This is a genomic window from Bacteroides sp. 519, assembly GCF_010500955.1.
GTDB lineage: Bacteria > Bacteroidota > Bacteroidia > Bacteroidales > Bacteroidaceae > Bacteroides.
On the sequence record NZ_QVMJ01000010.1, the window covers coordinates 26,898 to 43,767 of the forward strand.

Consider the following 16,870-nt stretch of genomic DNA (forward strand, 5'->3'; position numbering starts at 1 on the left):
CTATACTAATACTACATATTTATTTCACTTTATTCTTTACGGGTTTAATTATAAAGTTAAACTCATAATTTCCATAAGGAATACGATATTGCTCAAGTGGCAAGGTACCCCAGCTATTTACACATCCTAATCCCATTTGTACTTTATCAATACATAGATTGGTATAATCAACAGGTTTTACTTCAGAGAAGTGTCTTTGATGTTTGCGTAATCCTTCATCCAATGATTCGATAGTATAATTCAATGCTGAAGCAGAGAATGGAGCATCAGCAACAAATTCCAAACCAAAACCACCTCTGTTTAACTGACGCCACCAACGAATATCGGATTTAGTTCCGGTTTCCTGAGGACGGATATATGCATAAGGCTGTTCTTCTACTGTTTGACGATAACGACCAATATCAGTTACTGTTTTACGATCCGAATAGTTTTCAACTGGTCCACGGCCGTAGTAATCAATATAGCTGTAGTTTTCGGGCATTTGCATTTGCATACCAAAGCGGAACATATTGGGTACATCGCTACCGGCAGTAGTCATTTTCTGTGTTACTTTAATTGTTCCTTTATTATTGATTACATAAGTAAGAGATAATTTTGCTGATACAGATGGCATATCGTATTCGGCAGTCACAGTTACCAGATTATTATCTGTAGTATGTTTCAAAGAAGTTAATTTCAATTCCGGATTTTTCCATACTCTGTATTTTGCTTGTAAGTTAGCTCCCATATCATTATCGGTTGGAGCACGCCAGAAGTTTGGTGTAAGCATACCAGCATCATTCATTAGTTTTTGTCCTTCAACATCATAGCGGCTCAAGAACCCATTGTGACGTGTGAAATCTAAACGGAATGTTTCTCCTTTAACTATCAGATAATATCTATCGTTTTCTTCAACATAAGGAGCAACAACTGCAACATTAGTGCAAGCTACATTTTCAATAGCTAATTCAGCAGCTTTGTATTCTTTTACAATCAGTTGGTTTTTAGCGACAACATATCCTGCAGGAAGAAGAGTTTCGGCCGATTTTAATTTATATGCAACATTCAACAACACTTCTTTGCATGGACAAATGCCTTCTAACGAATAATTAAGTTTCAGTTTTGAAGTTTGTTGAGGTGCAACTTTTAAATCCTGAACAATTCCGGTTTGTAGTACTTCGCCATTAGCCAACAATTGCCATTCCATATAATATCCGGATAAATCGCGGAAGAAGTTTTCATTATATATATTAACTTCACCGGTTTGCAGGTTAACAGGTGTTGTCCAGATTGATTGGTGATAGAATCCTACTTCGTACATGTGTGGATTGGGAACACGGTCCGGACTAATCAAACCATTGTCGCAGAAGTTTTGATCGGAAGCATCGTAACGGTTAAAGTCACCACCATATCCATAGATTTCTACACCGTCTTTGTTTTTCCAACGAATAGACTGATCTACAAAGTCCCAGATAAAACCACCCTGGTAATTAGGATATTTGCGAATCAGATCCCAGTACTCTTTGAAACCACCCTGTGAGTTACCCATTGCATGTGCATATTCGCATTGGATAAGAGGTTTAGAAGGATTCTTTTGGCAATATTCTTCACTTCTTTTATAATCCAGATACATGGGGCAATACACATCAGTAAATTCATTTCCATGTGCTTGTTCATACTGAACCGGACGAGATTTGTCTTCGGCTTTAATCCAAGTATAAGCAGCTTCGAAGTTAGGACCAAATCCGGCTTCATTACCTAACGACCAAAATATAACAGAAGGATGATTGAAACTACGTTGAACATTGCGTTGGTTACGTTCCATGTGAGCTTTTGCATACGATGCATTCTTTGCAAGCGTTTTGTCCCCATATCCCATACCATGAGATTCTACATTAGCTTCGGCTATAACATAAAGTCCATATTCATCACACAAATCATACCAAAGGTTGTTATCCGGATAATGGCAGGTACGTACAGCATTAATATTGAATTGCTTCATTATCTTAATGTCTTCAAGCATACGTTCGCGCGAAATTATATATCCGCCATCGGGATCCATTTCATGACGGTTTGCACCTTTAAACAATACCGGCTGACCGTTTACCAATATCTGACCATTTGTCATTTCAATCTTACGGAAACCTACACGAAGAGGAATTACTTCCAATGTTTTGTTACCGCTTTTTAATTGTGCAGTTAGTGTATACAAATTAGGAGTTTCGGCAGTCCACTTAGCCGGATTAGCAACCTGCATTGTTACTGTTTGTTTTCCTGATCCTTTAACCTGGGCTGTAGCAACTACTTCTTTTTGCGCATTGGTTAATTCTAAATCAACATTTCCACCTTTCATCCATACTTCAATGGCAAGAGTACCATCTTTATATTGTGCATCCAAATCCGGAGTAACACGAATATCCTGAATGTATTGCTTATTACGTGCATAAAGATAGCAATCGCGTCCTACACCCGATAGACGGAAAAAGTCCTGATCTTCCAGATAAGTTCCATCACACCAGCGGAATACCTGAAATGCAATCAGGTTTTTACCAGGTTTAAGATACTTGGTAAGATTAAATTCGGCTTCCAGTTTGCTATCTTCACTGTAACCTACATATTTTCCGTTTACCCATAAATACATATTAGATGTTACCGAACCGAAATGGGCAAAAACTTCCTTACCGTTCCAGTTGGCCGGAATAGTTATTTCTTTTCTGTAAGAACCTACATGATTATCGGTTACAGGTACTTCAGGAGGATTATTCTGAAAGACAGGACGCCATGGATAACCTGTATTCACATACAATGGATCACCATATCCGTTTAATTCCCAAAGAGCCGGTACAGCTAAATTGTCCCATCCCCTATCATTAAAATCGGTACGATAGAAATCAAGCGGCCGGCCATCCGAATCTTTTACCCAATTGAACTTCCATATACCATTTAAGGTCATGTAATTAGCTGATTTTTCTTTGACTCCTTTCTGGGCAGTATCCACAGACTCGTAAGCAAAGTAATTAGTGTGCATCGGTGCACGGTTAACAGCATTGATTTCGGGATTCTTCCATTCATTGGATTGTGCAAATCCCATAAGCCCTAACGTAGCAAGGCTACAGATTAATAGTGTTCTCTTCATTTTTTTTATTTTGATATTAGAGTTCGTATAAACAGGTTATTCAGTTGGCTAAATTACACTGTAAATGGCTAACTAATGGTATAAATTTGATTCAACTTGGTTGGTTAATCGTTCATTTTCGGGGAAGTTAGTAAAATAAAATGAGGTAGAGAAGGTAAAGTATAAAAATCACTCAACTACTTTACTTCCTCTACCTCAATTATCTTATTCAACTACTTCTATTACTTTCCTAATCGTCCTTGTTTGTAAGAGCCTTCACGAATAACTTTCCCTGCACTATCAGTTTCAACAAACGGACCATCTTTTATGCCTTGTTTAAAGGTTCCTTCATAGCGTACGCCATTGGAATCAATTTCTACTCCTTTACCATCTTTTAAACCATTCACAAAATTACCTTTATATATGGTTCCGTCTTTTAGGGTTAAGGTACCTTGTCCTTCAGGTTGAGTATTTTTCATTTCACCTTCATATATATCTCCGTTGCTCCACCGGTATTTACCTTTTCCTTCAGGTTTATCTTCAACCCAGGTTCCTTCGTATTCTGCTCCATGTGCCCAGGTTAATGTACCCCGTCCATGTTGCATACCTTCTTTAAATTCTCCTACATATTTATCGCCATTGGCATGATAATAAATTCCGGCACCTGTACGTTGTCCGTTTTTATAGGCTCCTTCGTAACGGTCACCATCACTGAAATAATAAATACCCTTTCCGTGTTGTACTCCATTTAACCAATCGCCAACATATTTATCACCATTGAAGTACAGAAAAGTACCTTTTCCGTTATGAACATCATTTTTCCACTGACCTTCGTATTTAGCTCCATCGTCCCAGGTATATGTACCTTTTCCATTCTTCTTGTCGTCTTTCCATTCGCCTACATACTTCGAACCGTTGCGCCAGGTGTATGTTCCGGTACCTTCGCGTTTTCCCATATTCCAAGCTCCTTTGTAAGTATCTCCGGTGTGATAATACATGGTGCCTTCTCCTTGTTCCAGATCTTCGAACCACGCTCCATCGTATTTATTATTATTCAAAAAATAATAGATACCTTGTCCTTGTTTCTTATCTTGTAACCATTGACCTTCATATTTCTCACCATCGGAAAGCATGTGAATTCCCAATCCTTCACGCAATCCTTTCACATATTCACCCTCATAAACATCTCCATTCTGATAAACAGTTTTTCCTTTACCATTGGGTTTACGACTTTTTAGTTCTCCTGTATATACAGAGCCGTCTTTAAATTTATAAGTACCTATTTTAATGTTTTTTTGGGCCCATCCTATTTGTGAAAAGAATATGCAAACGAGTAGTGTATATATGTATTTCATCTTGTTCTCTTTTATTTTATTCATTTTGTTTTTGACAAAGTTATAACTTATCACTGAAATCCGTGACTTCTGCAAAAATTTTAAGATAAGTTTTTTCCTGCTATAACTTCCTTTAAGTTTTCTTTATCTAAATACTTGCATGCTAAATCCAATAAATCAGTAGGAGTTGTTTCTTTTACTGCTTTCAACGAATCATCAAAAAAACAATTATCCAACCCCGAAGTATGAATAAAAATCCATGCATCAGCCAAACCTAAAGAAGATTCATAGCTTCGAGACATTTCTCCAATCATATAATTTTTTACTATTGAAAGTTCTTTCTCGCTTACTCTTGTTGTTTGCAAAACATCAATCTCCCTGTATACCTCATTTATCAAAGAGTCTACATATTCGTTAGCTGTTTCAGTACTGATAGTTAATAAACCTGTTCCCGGATAAAAGAACAATCCGGCAGAGATACCATAAGTGTATCCCTTATCTTCACGAATATTCGACATTAAACGGCTACCAAAGTATCCGCCAAATAAAGTTATTAATACCCGTAGCTTTAAATAGTCGGGATGTTGGCGAGGAATAGAAAATTCTCCCAGCTTAACCGCACTTTGCAAAGCATCCTTACATTCTGTGAAAATTCTTTTTGATTTAATGGTACTAATTGGATAATCGATAGTGCTTATCTGATTATTACCATTTCCGAATTTATCCTTTCCAAAAGAGTTTTCAATAAGTGATTTTGTACTTTCGGTTACTTTCCCTGATAAGTAAATAGAGCAATTTTTGTAGTGATAGGATGATCTATAGAACTCGCATAACATTTCCCGGTTTACTTTTTCATAATCTTTTTCATTCACCAAACGGGCACATGGATTCTGATCGCCAAACAATGAAGACAGCAGATTTCTGTGAGCAATAAAATCAACTCTGGTAGAATTTATTAAGAACTGCTGCAAATTGGCTTTTAATAAAGTAGAAAGCTCTTTCTCCGGAAAAACCGGTTCCTTAACTATTGATTCAAGAATCTCCAATGTTTGAGGAAGATACTTTATTAACGAGTATAAAGTAATGTATGCATATTCAAGAGAGCTGGATAGTTCAAGCCATGCACCATAATAATCCAGTTTCTCTGCAATTTCTCCAGCCGAATATTTTTCGGTTCCTTCACGAAGCATCCGGTTGGTAAAAAGGGCTTGTAGCTTGTAAGCTTGTTGCCAACTTCCTCCTTTGAAAACAATATCCATACGAATAACATCCTGTTCACCGGAATTAATAACATACACAGGTATACCATTGGGCATTACAATCTTCTCCGGGTGTTGGATATTGATTTTGTCTAAAGGTTGTATCGATGGTTGGGTTTTACGTTCGGGCATCATTCTGTTATTTGATTCAAAAACAGTTCGGCACGTTGTAAATCTTCGGGAGTATCAATACCTATTGTTTCTACATGTGTGATTCCTGTTTTTATTTTATAACCATTTTCCAGCCACCGCAGTTGTTCAAGAGATTCGGCCAACTCTAATGATGATTGTGCTAATGTTGTTATTTCTTTCAACACATCCGAACGATAAGCATAAAGGCCAATATGTTTATAATAGATATGATGTTTAAGCCATTCTTGTTTGGTTACATTACGCTGATAAGGAATTACTGAACGACTAAAATACAGTGCATTCATATTCTTATCAACTATTACTTTGGGAGAATTAGGATTTTCAAGCATTTCAATATCATCTTCGGCTGCAAAAGGTTTAACTAAAGTAGCAATCTGAACAGATGAATCGGTAAAACATTCTTTTATCGTTTCCAATTGCGATAGCTGAATAAAAGGTTCATCGCCCTGAATATTCACCACAACATCATAATTTCCAGGAACTTTGGTATATGCCTCATAACAACGGTCAGTTCCGCTTTGGTGCAATGATGATGTCATAACTACTTTTCCACCAAATCCCAATACAACATTTTCAATCCGCTCATCATCTGTGGCTACGTATACATCTTCAAATGCTCCCAATACTTGTTCATATACCCTTTGGATCATAGGTTTGCCTCCTAAAACCGCCAAAGGTTTGGCCGGAAAACGTGTAGATGCGTATCGGGCCGGTATAATTGCTAAGAATTTCATTTTCTAGTCTTCGTTAATATTGTTTTAATTCCATCAATCACATATTGACGTTTCATATCTTCCGGTTTAAGCACAATATCATCAACCATTAAAATATCAATATCCAAAGCTATTATTCCCCTGGCTGTATCTTCTTTAGTTCGTCCTGCAGAAGATTCTATCTGTTTCATTAGGCATCGAACTTCTTCCGGATTTTGTTCCGATTCAAATCTGGCAACCTGATTTAAAAAAAGGGAATCATTAGCAATAAATAATGGCTTGGTTTCAATTTCTTCACCAAATATGATTGATGAGAATAAGTGTGTTAAGTGTGTTCTGGCAAAGAGTAGTTTTTCCTCTTTGCCTGAATTACTGCCCATGCATATTAAATATACATGCATGTTTTTAGTTAAATAAATCGTCCAGACCTCCCAGCTCGAACTGTTCCGATTCTGAAGAAGAAGGTGTAGTGGGGCCACATGGTGAATAACCTTTTGGGAATTGGAATTTTTCTTCCGGATCGTATCCCAATGTTTCATCAGCAAGTACTTTCTTCATGTAAATCCCCCAGATGGGAAGGGCCATAACTGCTCCTTGTCCGTTAGTCATGGTGTCAAAGTGGATATCACGTTCTTCACCTCCAATCCAAACACCTGATACCAATGAAGGAGTAAAACCAATAAACCAACCATCCGAATTATAATTAGTGGTTCCTGTTTTACCGCCTATTTCAGCTTTTATTTGATAAATTCTTTTTGCTCTGTTACCTGTTCCTTCGTTTACTACTGCACGAAGCATATCTAACATTTTATAAGTACTTGATACACTTATCACTTCTTTCATGCGGGGAGTGAATGTGGCCAATACATTTCCTTCATTGTCTTCTATACGTGTCACAAATAACGGAGATACCCTGATGCCTTTGTTAGCAAAAGCAGTATAAGCGCCCACCATCTCTCCTACAGATATTTCACATGGTCCGAGACTTAATGAAGGAGAGGCTACAATATCCTGATTCTGTGCTCCAAAGTCATGAATCAACCTTACCAACGCATAAGGATTTAATCTATCAATTAAATAGGCAGATATCCAGTTACTTGAACGTGACAACCCCCATTTCAGTGTAACCATTTCTCCATATCTGTCTTTTATACTATTACGGGGGCTCCATGGCGTTCCGTTTTCATCAAAAAGTGTATATTCTACATGCCTTGCTACATCACATGGAGTATACCCGCTTTCCATAGCCAATGTATATAAAAACGGTTTTACTGTTGAACCTACCTGACGACGCCCTACCATTGCCATATCGTATTGGAAATAGTTGTAATTAGGACCGCCAACATAAGCTTTTACATGCCCATTCATCGGATTCATAGACAAAAATCCGGCGCGTAAGAAATGTTTGTAGTATTTAATCGAGTCTAATGGGGTAAGTATTGTGTCCTTATTGCCTTTCCAAGTAAATACAGACATTGATTCCGGAGTATTAAATGCTTTTTCTATTTCTGCATCAGATGCTCCGGCGGCTTTCATTGAACGGTATCTGTCACTTTGTTTGATGGATCTATCTAAGATAGCACTAACTTCATCTTTTTTCAACCGGCTGCTATAAGGTGCTGTTGATCTTCCTTTTTTCTCAGCAAAAAAACGATCCTGAAGGAAATCTCCCAGATGCTCTTCAACAGCTTCTTCGGCATACTGTTGCATGCGCGAGTCAATAGTGGTAAAAATTTTAAGACCATCAGTGTAAATACTGTAATTTGAGCCGTCTCTCTTTTTGTTTTTCTGACACCAACCAAACAATGGATCGGTTTCCCAAGCTATTGAATCATCGTAAAACTTTTGTTTCTGCCAGGTTTTGTATTCACTTCTAACAGGTTGTTTTGCTGTCATAACCCCACGCAAGTATTCACGGAAATATGTTGCCGAACCTTCTTTATGGTCTACCCGATTATATTTTAATGTCAAAGGTAATGCTTGTAAAGAATCACTTTGTTGTTTGGTGATATATCCTGCTTTTTCCATTTGTTCAATAACTACATTTCGTCTGCCTTTAGAGCGTTCGGCAAAACGAAGCGGGTTATAGTATGAGGGGTTTTTACACATCCCTACCAAGGTAGCAGCTTCTTCTATTTTAAGATTCTTTGGGTCGGTACTGAAATATGTATGTGCAGCTGTTTTAATACCTACAGCATTATTCAGGAAATCGAATTTATTTAAATATAGTGTTAGAATTTCTTCTTTGGTATAATATTTTTCAAGCTTTACTGCAATTACCCATTCAATAGGTTTTTGAAGTACACGTTCCATAAAATCGTCAGCTTTAGGAGAGTAAAGCAACTTAGATAATTGCTGAGTAATAGTACTACCACCACCTGCATTCTTCTTCATCAGGATTCCACGTTTTACAACAGCTCTTGCCAATCCTTTGGCATCAATACCCGAATGCTCGGAAAAACGAATATCTTCTGTTGCAATTAGTGCTTTTATCAAATCGGCAGAAAGTTCATCATATCCTGTATAAACACGATTTTCCGTACTTAATGACCATGTTCCTAGCAGATTACCATCTGCCGAGAATATTTCGGTTGCAAATTTATAATTGGGATTTTCCAGTTCTTTTACCGGGGGCATATAACCTATTTTTCCAGTAGCTATAGCTGCAAAGATTCCTACACATGCCAATACAACAATAGCAAAAAGTACCCAAAGGGTTATAACTATCTTCTTTATCATTATAATCAGTCGTTTATTGAATGACGCGTTTTATTATAAACAAGTTACAAAAGTAACATAAAACTTGCTTTCATCCAATAAACGAAAGGATTCTTACACATTATTTATATGATACTTTCTATCGAACCTTTTTCTTCAAGTAATAAGGATAAGTAAAAATCACAAAATAGAGAAGTGCAAAAGAAGCAAAAAACATAGCTGTTTGATACACAATGAGGGAACTATAATTATCTTTCAGATAGCAGGAAACACACAATCCGATAGCTAGTCCTATGCCCCACGATAATAAATTTGTGCTGTTGGCAGAAGCTCGTTCGCAATGACTGGATAACTCTACAAACATCATCAAAAACAAGGGAGTAATCAAGCCAAGGGATATGCCAAGTAAAACACCTGAAATAGCTAAACCCAAAATGGAATTAAAAAGTATAAAAAATGAAACCGAAAGCACCAACAAGGTTAAACCAGACAAGATGGCTACCTTTCCATTCGATTTATTGATAAACCTTTTAAAGAGAATTGAAGTAGCAAAACCTAATATGACTACAAAAAAATAGGGAATTTTCCATCCATTAATCATTAGTAATGATTCTGCTTTAAAATGTATTAAAGGTACAAGCAACCCTGGCACAAAGGCAACCATTATCATATTTATAATCAAAACCCATCCTCTGGGCAAAAGAAATCTGTCTAATGATAATAAGCCGGAACCAATCGGAGCCCGAAACGGTATATTGACCAGAAATAAATAAAGGATTGCAATTACTCCACAAAACAAAGCTCCATATACTGTATAGGTTAGATTGGTATTAAGATAAAAGAAACTTCCAATACTTATACCCAGAAACATTCCCAGTCGGGTTGACCAACCCAAGATAATATTTGCTTTATTTCGATATTCGGATGGAGTGATATCAATAGAGATAGTGATAAGTGAAGAGCTAATAACCCCAAAAGCAACACCTTGAATAAAGGATAAAAAGAAAGCTTCTTCTTTATTATCAATTACCTGATAAACTATTGTTGCTACTAAAACTGTTATCAATGCCGTTATACAGAGGTATTTCCTTTTAAAAGCATCTATCAGATAATTGACAAAAGGTCCAGCAACAATACGACCTGCTATCATAGATATAAAAATGTAACCGGCTTCTGTTATGGTTATATCCAACTGGTTTGCCATTGCCAGTGGTAATACTGGAAACAGCATATAAATTGAAATAAACAGAAAAAAGTTGGCGAAATAAAGCCGCCGGAAATTACAATACATAACTAGTTGAGATTTAGATTAATACCTATTTTCTGAACAAATTGGGCGCAAAGGTATAACAATAATTTATATTATACCAGCTGCTTTAGTTTTTCAAAGGTCATGCTTTTAAAATCATCTAATATGATATCAGCTTTACCCTCTAACGATTCTCTAGTATTTGTTGTTGCTAATCCAACAACTGTAGCTCCCGAAGCCCTTCCGGCTGTCAGTCCATGAAATGAATCTTCAAAAACAATTGAATTTTCAGGAGTGGCATCCAGCAACTTCATTCCTGAAAGAAAACATTCCGGATCGGGTTTTGAACGGGTAAAGCATTCTGCTGTGAGTATATGGTCGAATAATTCTTTCATTTCGGGATGAACATGATATACATTATTCATTTTATTTTCATTTGAACTGGTTACTAAAGCAGTTCTCACATGATTTGCTTTTAAATCCCCTATAAAATCTTTAATCCCTGGTAAATACTCGTAAGTCATATCTTCCTCATATTTATCCAATCCTTTTGTTATCTGATCCTGTTCTTCGTACATACCAGAAAAATATTTATCAAAGATTTGTTTCAAGGTTTGCCCTTTTATTTTCTTTCCAAAATCTATTTCATCCAAATATTTGTGTCCTTGTTTGTCCCAGAATATAGTATACTGTGGTTCTGTATCCATAACAACTCCATCAAAATCGAATAGAGCTGCTATTTTGTTTTGATTTTCCATTTTATGCATCTTTAAATTATAACGCTAAGTTCTATGATTTTTTTTAAACGCTAAGTTACGCCTAGTTTCGCAGAGTATAATAATATAGTATACTCTGCGAAACTAGGCGTAACTTAGCGTTAAGATGTTACGATCGCGAAATTTGTAATCCCTTATCCGAAAGCTCCATATCAACAAACCGTGCACATGAATTGGGCGGATTGTTGGTTAGTTCCTCACGGATGCGGATTGCTGCTTGTGGGTCTTTGGCAATCATATACAAATAACCGCCACCACCTGCACCAGGTAATTTATATCCTAATGTGTAATCTTTAATCCGGTTTATAATATCTTCTACAGTAGGAGGATTTGTACCACTATCTAATGCTTTATTCTGTTGCCAGGTTTTATTAATTAATCCTGCAAACTCTTGAAAACTGCCTTTCAAAATGGCTCCGCTCATATCTAATGCATGGATTTTCATTTCAGCTAACAGACTTAAATGAGCAGATGAATTTAGAAACATGCCGCTTACAATATCTGCCAGAATACCTTTGGCTGTACGGGTAATGCCTGTATAATATAACAGGTTACACATTTTATATTCGGGTAAGGTAAACAGATAATCGGGTAACCAACGTATTTGTGGATTCTGTGCAAAACCCGATTCTGATTGTAGCAATTTAACACCATGAAATACTCCACCGTATTGATCTTGCCAGCCACCACCTGTAGTTAACAATTGTTCCAGAACAAGGGTTCGATGGCAGATTTCATTTTTATCCCATGCTAAACCACAGAAATCATTTATTGCTCCCAATACAGTTGAAGCAAGAATAGAACTGGTACCCAAACCTGAACCTGCAGGAATTGCTGCCAGCAAGGTAACTTCAATACCTGCACCAAAAGCTTTTAATTGCTCTTTCAGTGATTTAAATTTATTTTTAGAAAACAATGGTAGGAAACCAGACAAAGCAAGTGCTGCTTTAGGAATAGAGAAAGGAGATCCTACTTTCTTATAATCGGCCAGTTCCTCAAAAGTAGTAACCTGTTCCAATGCTCCCATATCTATAGATCGTAAGGTTATTTGATATTCCTTACTGGGCTTAATATATACTTGCAAAGGTGGTTGACCATTTAATTCAATAGCCAGGTTTACTACATTTCCTCCACAGAACAGAGAATAAGGAGGGGTGTCTGTCCATCCGCCTGCCAAGTCAATGCGTACCGGACTACGTGCCCATACTATCTGATCGTTATATACATTTAAATGAGGGTCACTTTTTTTATTTTTGATTTCACCTAATAAACCTTCTCTGAGCAATTCAAAGGCAGAATTTTCTTCTGTAATGTATTCCTCTCCTTTTAGTTTCCGGATTCTGCTTCGAAGCATCCGGTTATGAATACGAGTCATAACTGTTGCATCTTCGGCTAGAACGGAAGGGGTATCAAGATTTAACCGGGTAAATTCTTCGGCAGCATTTGCTAAATCAAGTTGATAAAAAACGCTTTTTTCATAATTCCTGGAAAGTATTTCCCAGTTGTTTTTACAGAACTTTTCTCTTTGCTGATACAAGCGTACCAGATTGGCTTTTTCAGAAATTTCATCAGCAGACAAACGAGTTGCCTTCATCCATATTTCTTTTCCCTCTGCCAGTAATGGTTCTGTAACCATCCATTTAAGTACTGTGCCTAATTTTTCTATTAAATCAACCACCGGAAACAATCCGGCAGATTGAATATCTTTTGTGTTTGAAATACCTGTATCTGTTAATTTAAGATTTCTCTGATGTAGCCATTCTGCAAAAGAGATTTCTAAAAAGGTGGTATTTTCATCATGCAAATCTCCCCGGAATGCATCATTCATGCCATAGGGCCTTACCACCCACTCGTTTTCATTTATAGGAACAATGTCAATACACACTCCGTTGGGTAATTGGATATTAAAATTATTCTCGGGTATACCAGTTAGTATGTGGCGCTTTCCTAATTTCCAGTTTTGACCAATAAAACTATTCTCTATCCACAAATTTTCGTTCTCTGCTTTAAAAGATATTCCGGTTATTGCATTCTGCACAAAGATTGCCGGGTTTGGTTTTATTTTGCGGTGCATTATCTTGTGTTGATCATGCACTCTGTTTTGTATGGATAAGGTAGAAGAAATCAACTCAGTACTTGTTCCATAATGGTAGAATTCGCCATCAGTTAATGGTAATATTGCAACTGAAAGTTCATTTAGTTCTTTATCAGTAATACGTGGATTGTTTCCAAGCGACAAGCCAAAATCAGAATACAAATCATAGTAATCCGGTACCATGGCATCATTTTTATAAGAATGCTTCTTTAATAATTTAACTGCTTTATCACTTAGAAGCCAAATTCCTATATCCATCAAAAATACATGGGTTTTGGTTACAGACTCTAATTCTTCAATTGAGGGTTTCTGTAACATAAAGTCAAGTTGTTCCGGATTGTTTCTGTCTAAAACAAAAACGCCATGCCTGGTTGCCAACGAAGCTTCAACCCAAAGGCCATAACATACCACATCGGCATTGGGTATCGGACTTAAAGGCCGTTCCGAACGAATGTATACATCACCGCTGGCAATCAGTGTATGCAAAGATGCTGGTGCAGCTTTCATTATCCGTTCGTACAGAGGTAATTGTAAAGAAAGCAAATTCTGATTAAGTTTCTGCCCTCTCTCCCACCGGAATACCGGAATTGGAGTTAATATTTTCCCAGATGGTGCATAAGCAGGTAAACGCCTACTTTGTCCGCCTGCATGAAGCAATATACGTTTATCGCCCTCAAGCCACTGATCGAACGATTGCTGAGGTGCTAAACAACGGTGACACTCGTCTAAAAGCCATGCTGTGCCTCCACCTGAACCAACTTTAGACCCTATTGGGTCTGAAGTACAAAACCATTCTTCCCGGTTTGCATCTTCTAATTCATAAAAGTAGTTTGTTAAATTAGGTGGCAGCGAAAGTAATTTTTGCATATTGAATTTTGGGTGATGAGTTGTGAGTGATGAATACATTATTCATCAATTATTTCGGCATCTACAATATCGGTAATTGCAGGATTTTGAGGTTTATTATTCAGGAAGCGGAAATAATTAAGTAATTCCGAACCTGCATACACAATTGCCGTAGCTCCTATTATTATAAAAATTGTTTCCTGAGATTCGCGTGGACTAAACAAAATAAGTAAAGCTGCAATCAGGATTAATACCGGAGTAATAAAAAAGGCTACTGGCACATTGGTCCATTTACGGGTCATTATTAAAGTGTACAATTGATGTATGCCTCCAAGCAATAAAATAAAGCCAAGAACATACATTAATATATTAATAAAGAATCCCGGATTAATAACCAACCACAAACCAAAAAGGAAACTACCAATCGCCTCAATGGGGAAACGGCTTTTTGCAGTTTTACCTTTAGAAGCAAAATATCCGATTATACCTATTAAACCTGGAATTATAAATAAAATACCAATTGTCATAACCAGATAGTCGGCAGCAACGCCTGGCCATATAACTACCACTAAACCTATGATTAGAGCAAATATGGAACGGATTACAGGATAATTTATTGACTTCATACTATTTAATTTTTAATAGAGTTTTCCTTTATGCGAATATACACTTTTAAGTAATATAATTGTTTATAATGCAAACAAATTCTGATCGTTTATTATATTCTTACCTTCGGGAGTATATAAAAATTCCAAACGTTCCTTGTAACGTTCTTCTATTTTTCCACGAACCATTTTCAGAGAAGAATTGAGAAGTTGATTTTGTTCGGTAAAAGGTTCAGGCAAAACAGCAATAGCAGCAGGAAGCCAACGTTCAGGATATTCTCCGGCATATACCCCATTACTTTTATAGCGATTAATAACCTCTTGAATTTTCTTGAGTGCCAGTTCTTTTGCTTCACGCGTACTCCAATCTATTCCCGGTTTAATACGTTCTACATAGCGTTTTAATGCTTCTTTATCCGGAACAACCAATGCAACAGTATATGGATCCTGATTATTGTACAACATCATCTGTTCCAGGTATTTAGATTTATCGCAAATACCTTCTTCAATACCTTCAGGACTATATTTTTCACCATCATTACTGATAAGTAAACTTTTAAACCGTCCAAGAACATATAGAAAACCATCTTTATCCATATATCCCATATCACCTGTATGTAACCATCCGTTGCGAATTGTTTCGGCTGTGGCTTCTGGGTTTTTCCAATAACCAAGCATCACATTTTCGCCTTTAACAACAATTTCTCCTTTTTCTCCCAGTGGTAACTCATTACCATCTCCATCTAAAATTTTCAAATCCAGATTTGCTACTAAGGTTCCGGACGATCCTAGTTTGTGTTTTTTTAATGAGTTAGAAGAGATAACCGGTGTTGCTTCCGAAAGGCCATATCCTTGAAACATTGGCATTCCAATTGCATAGAAAAAACGTTGCAATTCTATATCCAGCAAAGCACCTCCGCCAATAAAGAACTTTAATTTGCCTCCTAAAGCCTCTCGTACACGCGAAAACATCAATTTATCATAAATTGCCAATAATAGTTTTTTATGAATTTGCGTAACTCCACCTTTATTATAACCTTCTTTATTGTATTCATAAGCTATTTTCAATGCATGTTTAAAAAGCTTTTCGGTACTTTTTCCTTTTTTCCGAATTGTATTTTCTATGTTTTTCCGAAAACTTTTAGCCAAAGCCGGAACACTCATTATTACTGTTGGCTTGAATTCATTGATATTTAAAGGGATATTTTTAAGAGACTCTATTGGTGTTTTCCCTATTTGTACAGTAGCAACATTGGCTCCGTATGCCATAAAAGAATAAAACCCGGCAACATGCCCAAAACAATGATCGAGTGGAATAATTATCAGGTTACTATCCTGAGGAGTTATTTTAATTAAAGACATAGACTGCTCTACATTAGCAGTATAATTCCGGTGAGAGAGCATAATTCCTTTAGGGTCGGCTGTTGTTCCTGATGTATAGGAAATATTAGCCATATCATCACCTTTTATAGATTTGCTTCGTTTAATAAGTTCTTTATGATTTGCCTTCAGATATTGGTCACCTTCTTTTAATATATTTTCAAGAGGAATTTCTTTGCTGCTATCATAAGCATCCAATTCATCAAAAACAATAATTTTTTCTATTAAAGGCAGATCGTTAATAATGGTACGAATCTTTTTTAGATGTGCTCCGGAAACCATTATATATTTGGATTCAGAATGCCTTAAACGAAACAATAAATCGTTGCTTTCTTCCAATTTAACTGATAAAGGAACATTTACAGCACCTGTATAAAGAATTCCTAATTCCCCAATAATCCAATCATTTCTACCCTCCGAAAGAAGTGCTATCTTATCGCCGAATTGAACACCCATACTAAGTAACCCTGCTGCTAACCGGTATACCTGTTTCTGTGTTTCTTTATAGGTTATGGGTTCAAACTTGTTGGTTTTCTTTTCCCACAAAAAGGTATTATTAGCATATTTTTGAACACTGCTTTCAAATAAATCAATAATTGTTTTCATATATATTAAAATCTAATTAGAATGCAAATGGTACAAATTTAC

General features: G+C 36.6%; 11 protein-coding genes. All 11 read right to left on the reverse strand.

The features are described from left to right. Positions 1-19: 19 nt before the first annotated feature. Positions 20-3,115 (reverse strand): glycoside hydrolase family 2 TIM barrel-domain containing protein, encoded by a 3,096-nt coding sequence (locus tag D0T85_RS10625; RefSeq protein ID WP_163213079.1) that lies wholly within the window; start codon positions 3,113-3,115, stop codon positions 20-22. A 221-nt stretch (positions 3,116-3,336) separates the two neighbouring features. Further along, on the reverse strand, positions 3,337-4,449 hold the full coding sequence (locus D0T85_RS10630) for an MORN repeat-containing protein (protein ID WP_163213157.1): 1,113 nt from the start codon (positions 4,447-4,449) through the stop codon (positions 3,337-3,339). Between the two features lie 80 nt (positions 4,450-4,529). Then, entirely contained in the window at positions 4,530-5,819 is a 1,290-nt protein-coding gene (locus tag D0T85_RS10635; RefSeq protein ID WP_163213159.1) for a pitrilysin family protein, read from the reverse strand. Then, the gene (gene kdsB / locus D0T85_RS10640) at positions 5,819-6,574 is read right to left on the reverse strand and encodes a 3-deoxy-manno-octulosonate cytidylyltransferase (RefSeq protein ID WP_163213081.1); all 756 of its coding nucleotides are present in this window, start codon (positions 6,572-6,574) and stop codon (positions 5,819-5,821) included. The genes D0T85_RS10635 and kdsB overlap by 1 nt, the downstream gene beginning before the upstream one ends. Next, positions 6,571-6,933, reverse strand: a complete 363-nt coding sequence (locus D0T85_RS10645; RefSeq protein WP_239060695.1) for a 2-amino-4-hydroxy-6-hydroxymethyldihydropteridine diphosphokinase — start codon at positions 6,931-6,933, stop codon at positions 6,571-6,573. Before D0T85_RS10645 ends, kdsB begins: the two co-directional genes overlap by 4 nt. A 25-nt stretch (positions 6,934-6,958) precedes the next feature. Beyond that, positions 6,959-9,292 carry a transglycosylase domain-containing protein gene (locus tag D0T85_RS10650; protein WP_163213085.1) on the reverse strand — a complete coding sequence of 778 codons (2,334 nt, stop codon included), beginning with the start codon at positions 9,290-9,292 and terminating at the stop codon, positions 6,959-6,961. Between the two features lie 118 nt (positions 9,293-9,410). Then, complete coding sequence (locus D0T85_RS10655; RefSeq protein WP_255495695.1) at positions 9,411-10,562, reverse strand: MFS transporter; 1,152 nt, start codon at positions 10,560-10,562, stop codon at positions 9,411-9,413. Positions 10,563-10,633: 71 nt separating this feature from the next. Next, a complete protein-coding gene (locus D0T85_RS10660; RefSeq protein ID WP_163213089.1) occupies positions 10,634-11,278 on the reverse strand; it encodes an HAD family phosphatase in 645 nt (214 codons plus the stop codon). A gap of 127 nt (positions 11,279-11,405) precedes the next feature. Then, positions 11,406-14,258, reverse strand: coding sequence for a bifunctional fucokinase/fucose-1-phosphate guanylyltransferase (locus D0T85_RS10665; protein ID WP_163213091.1), 2,853 nt, complete (start codon positions 14,256-14,258; stop codon positions 11,406-11,408). A 38-nt stretch (positions 14,259-14,296) separates the two neighbouring features. Next, a complete protein-coding gene (locus tag D0T85_RS10670; RefSeq protein ID WP_163213093.1) occupies positions 14,297-14,863 on the reverse strand; it encodes an HdeD family acid-resistance protein in 567 nt (188 codons plus the stop codon). A 63-nt stretch (positions 14,864-14,926) separates the two neighbouring features. Next, on the reverse strand, positions 14,927-16,828 hold the full coding sequence (locus D0T85_RS10675) for a long-chain fatty acid--CoA ligase (protein WP_163213095.1): 1,902 nt from the start codon (positions 16,826-16,828) through the stop codon (positions 14,927-14,929). Between the last annotated feature and the right edge of the window lie 42 nt (positions 16,829-16,870).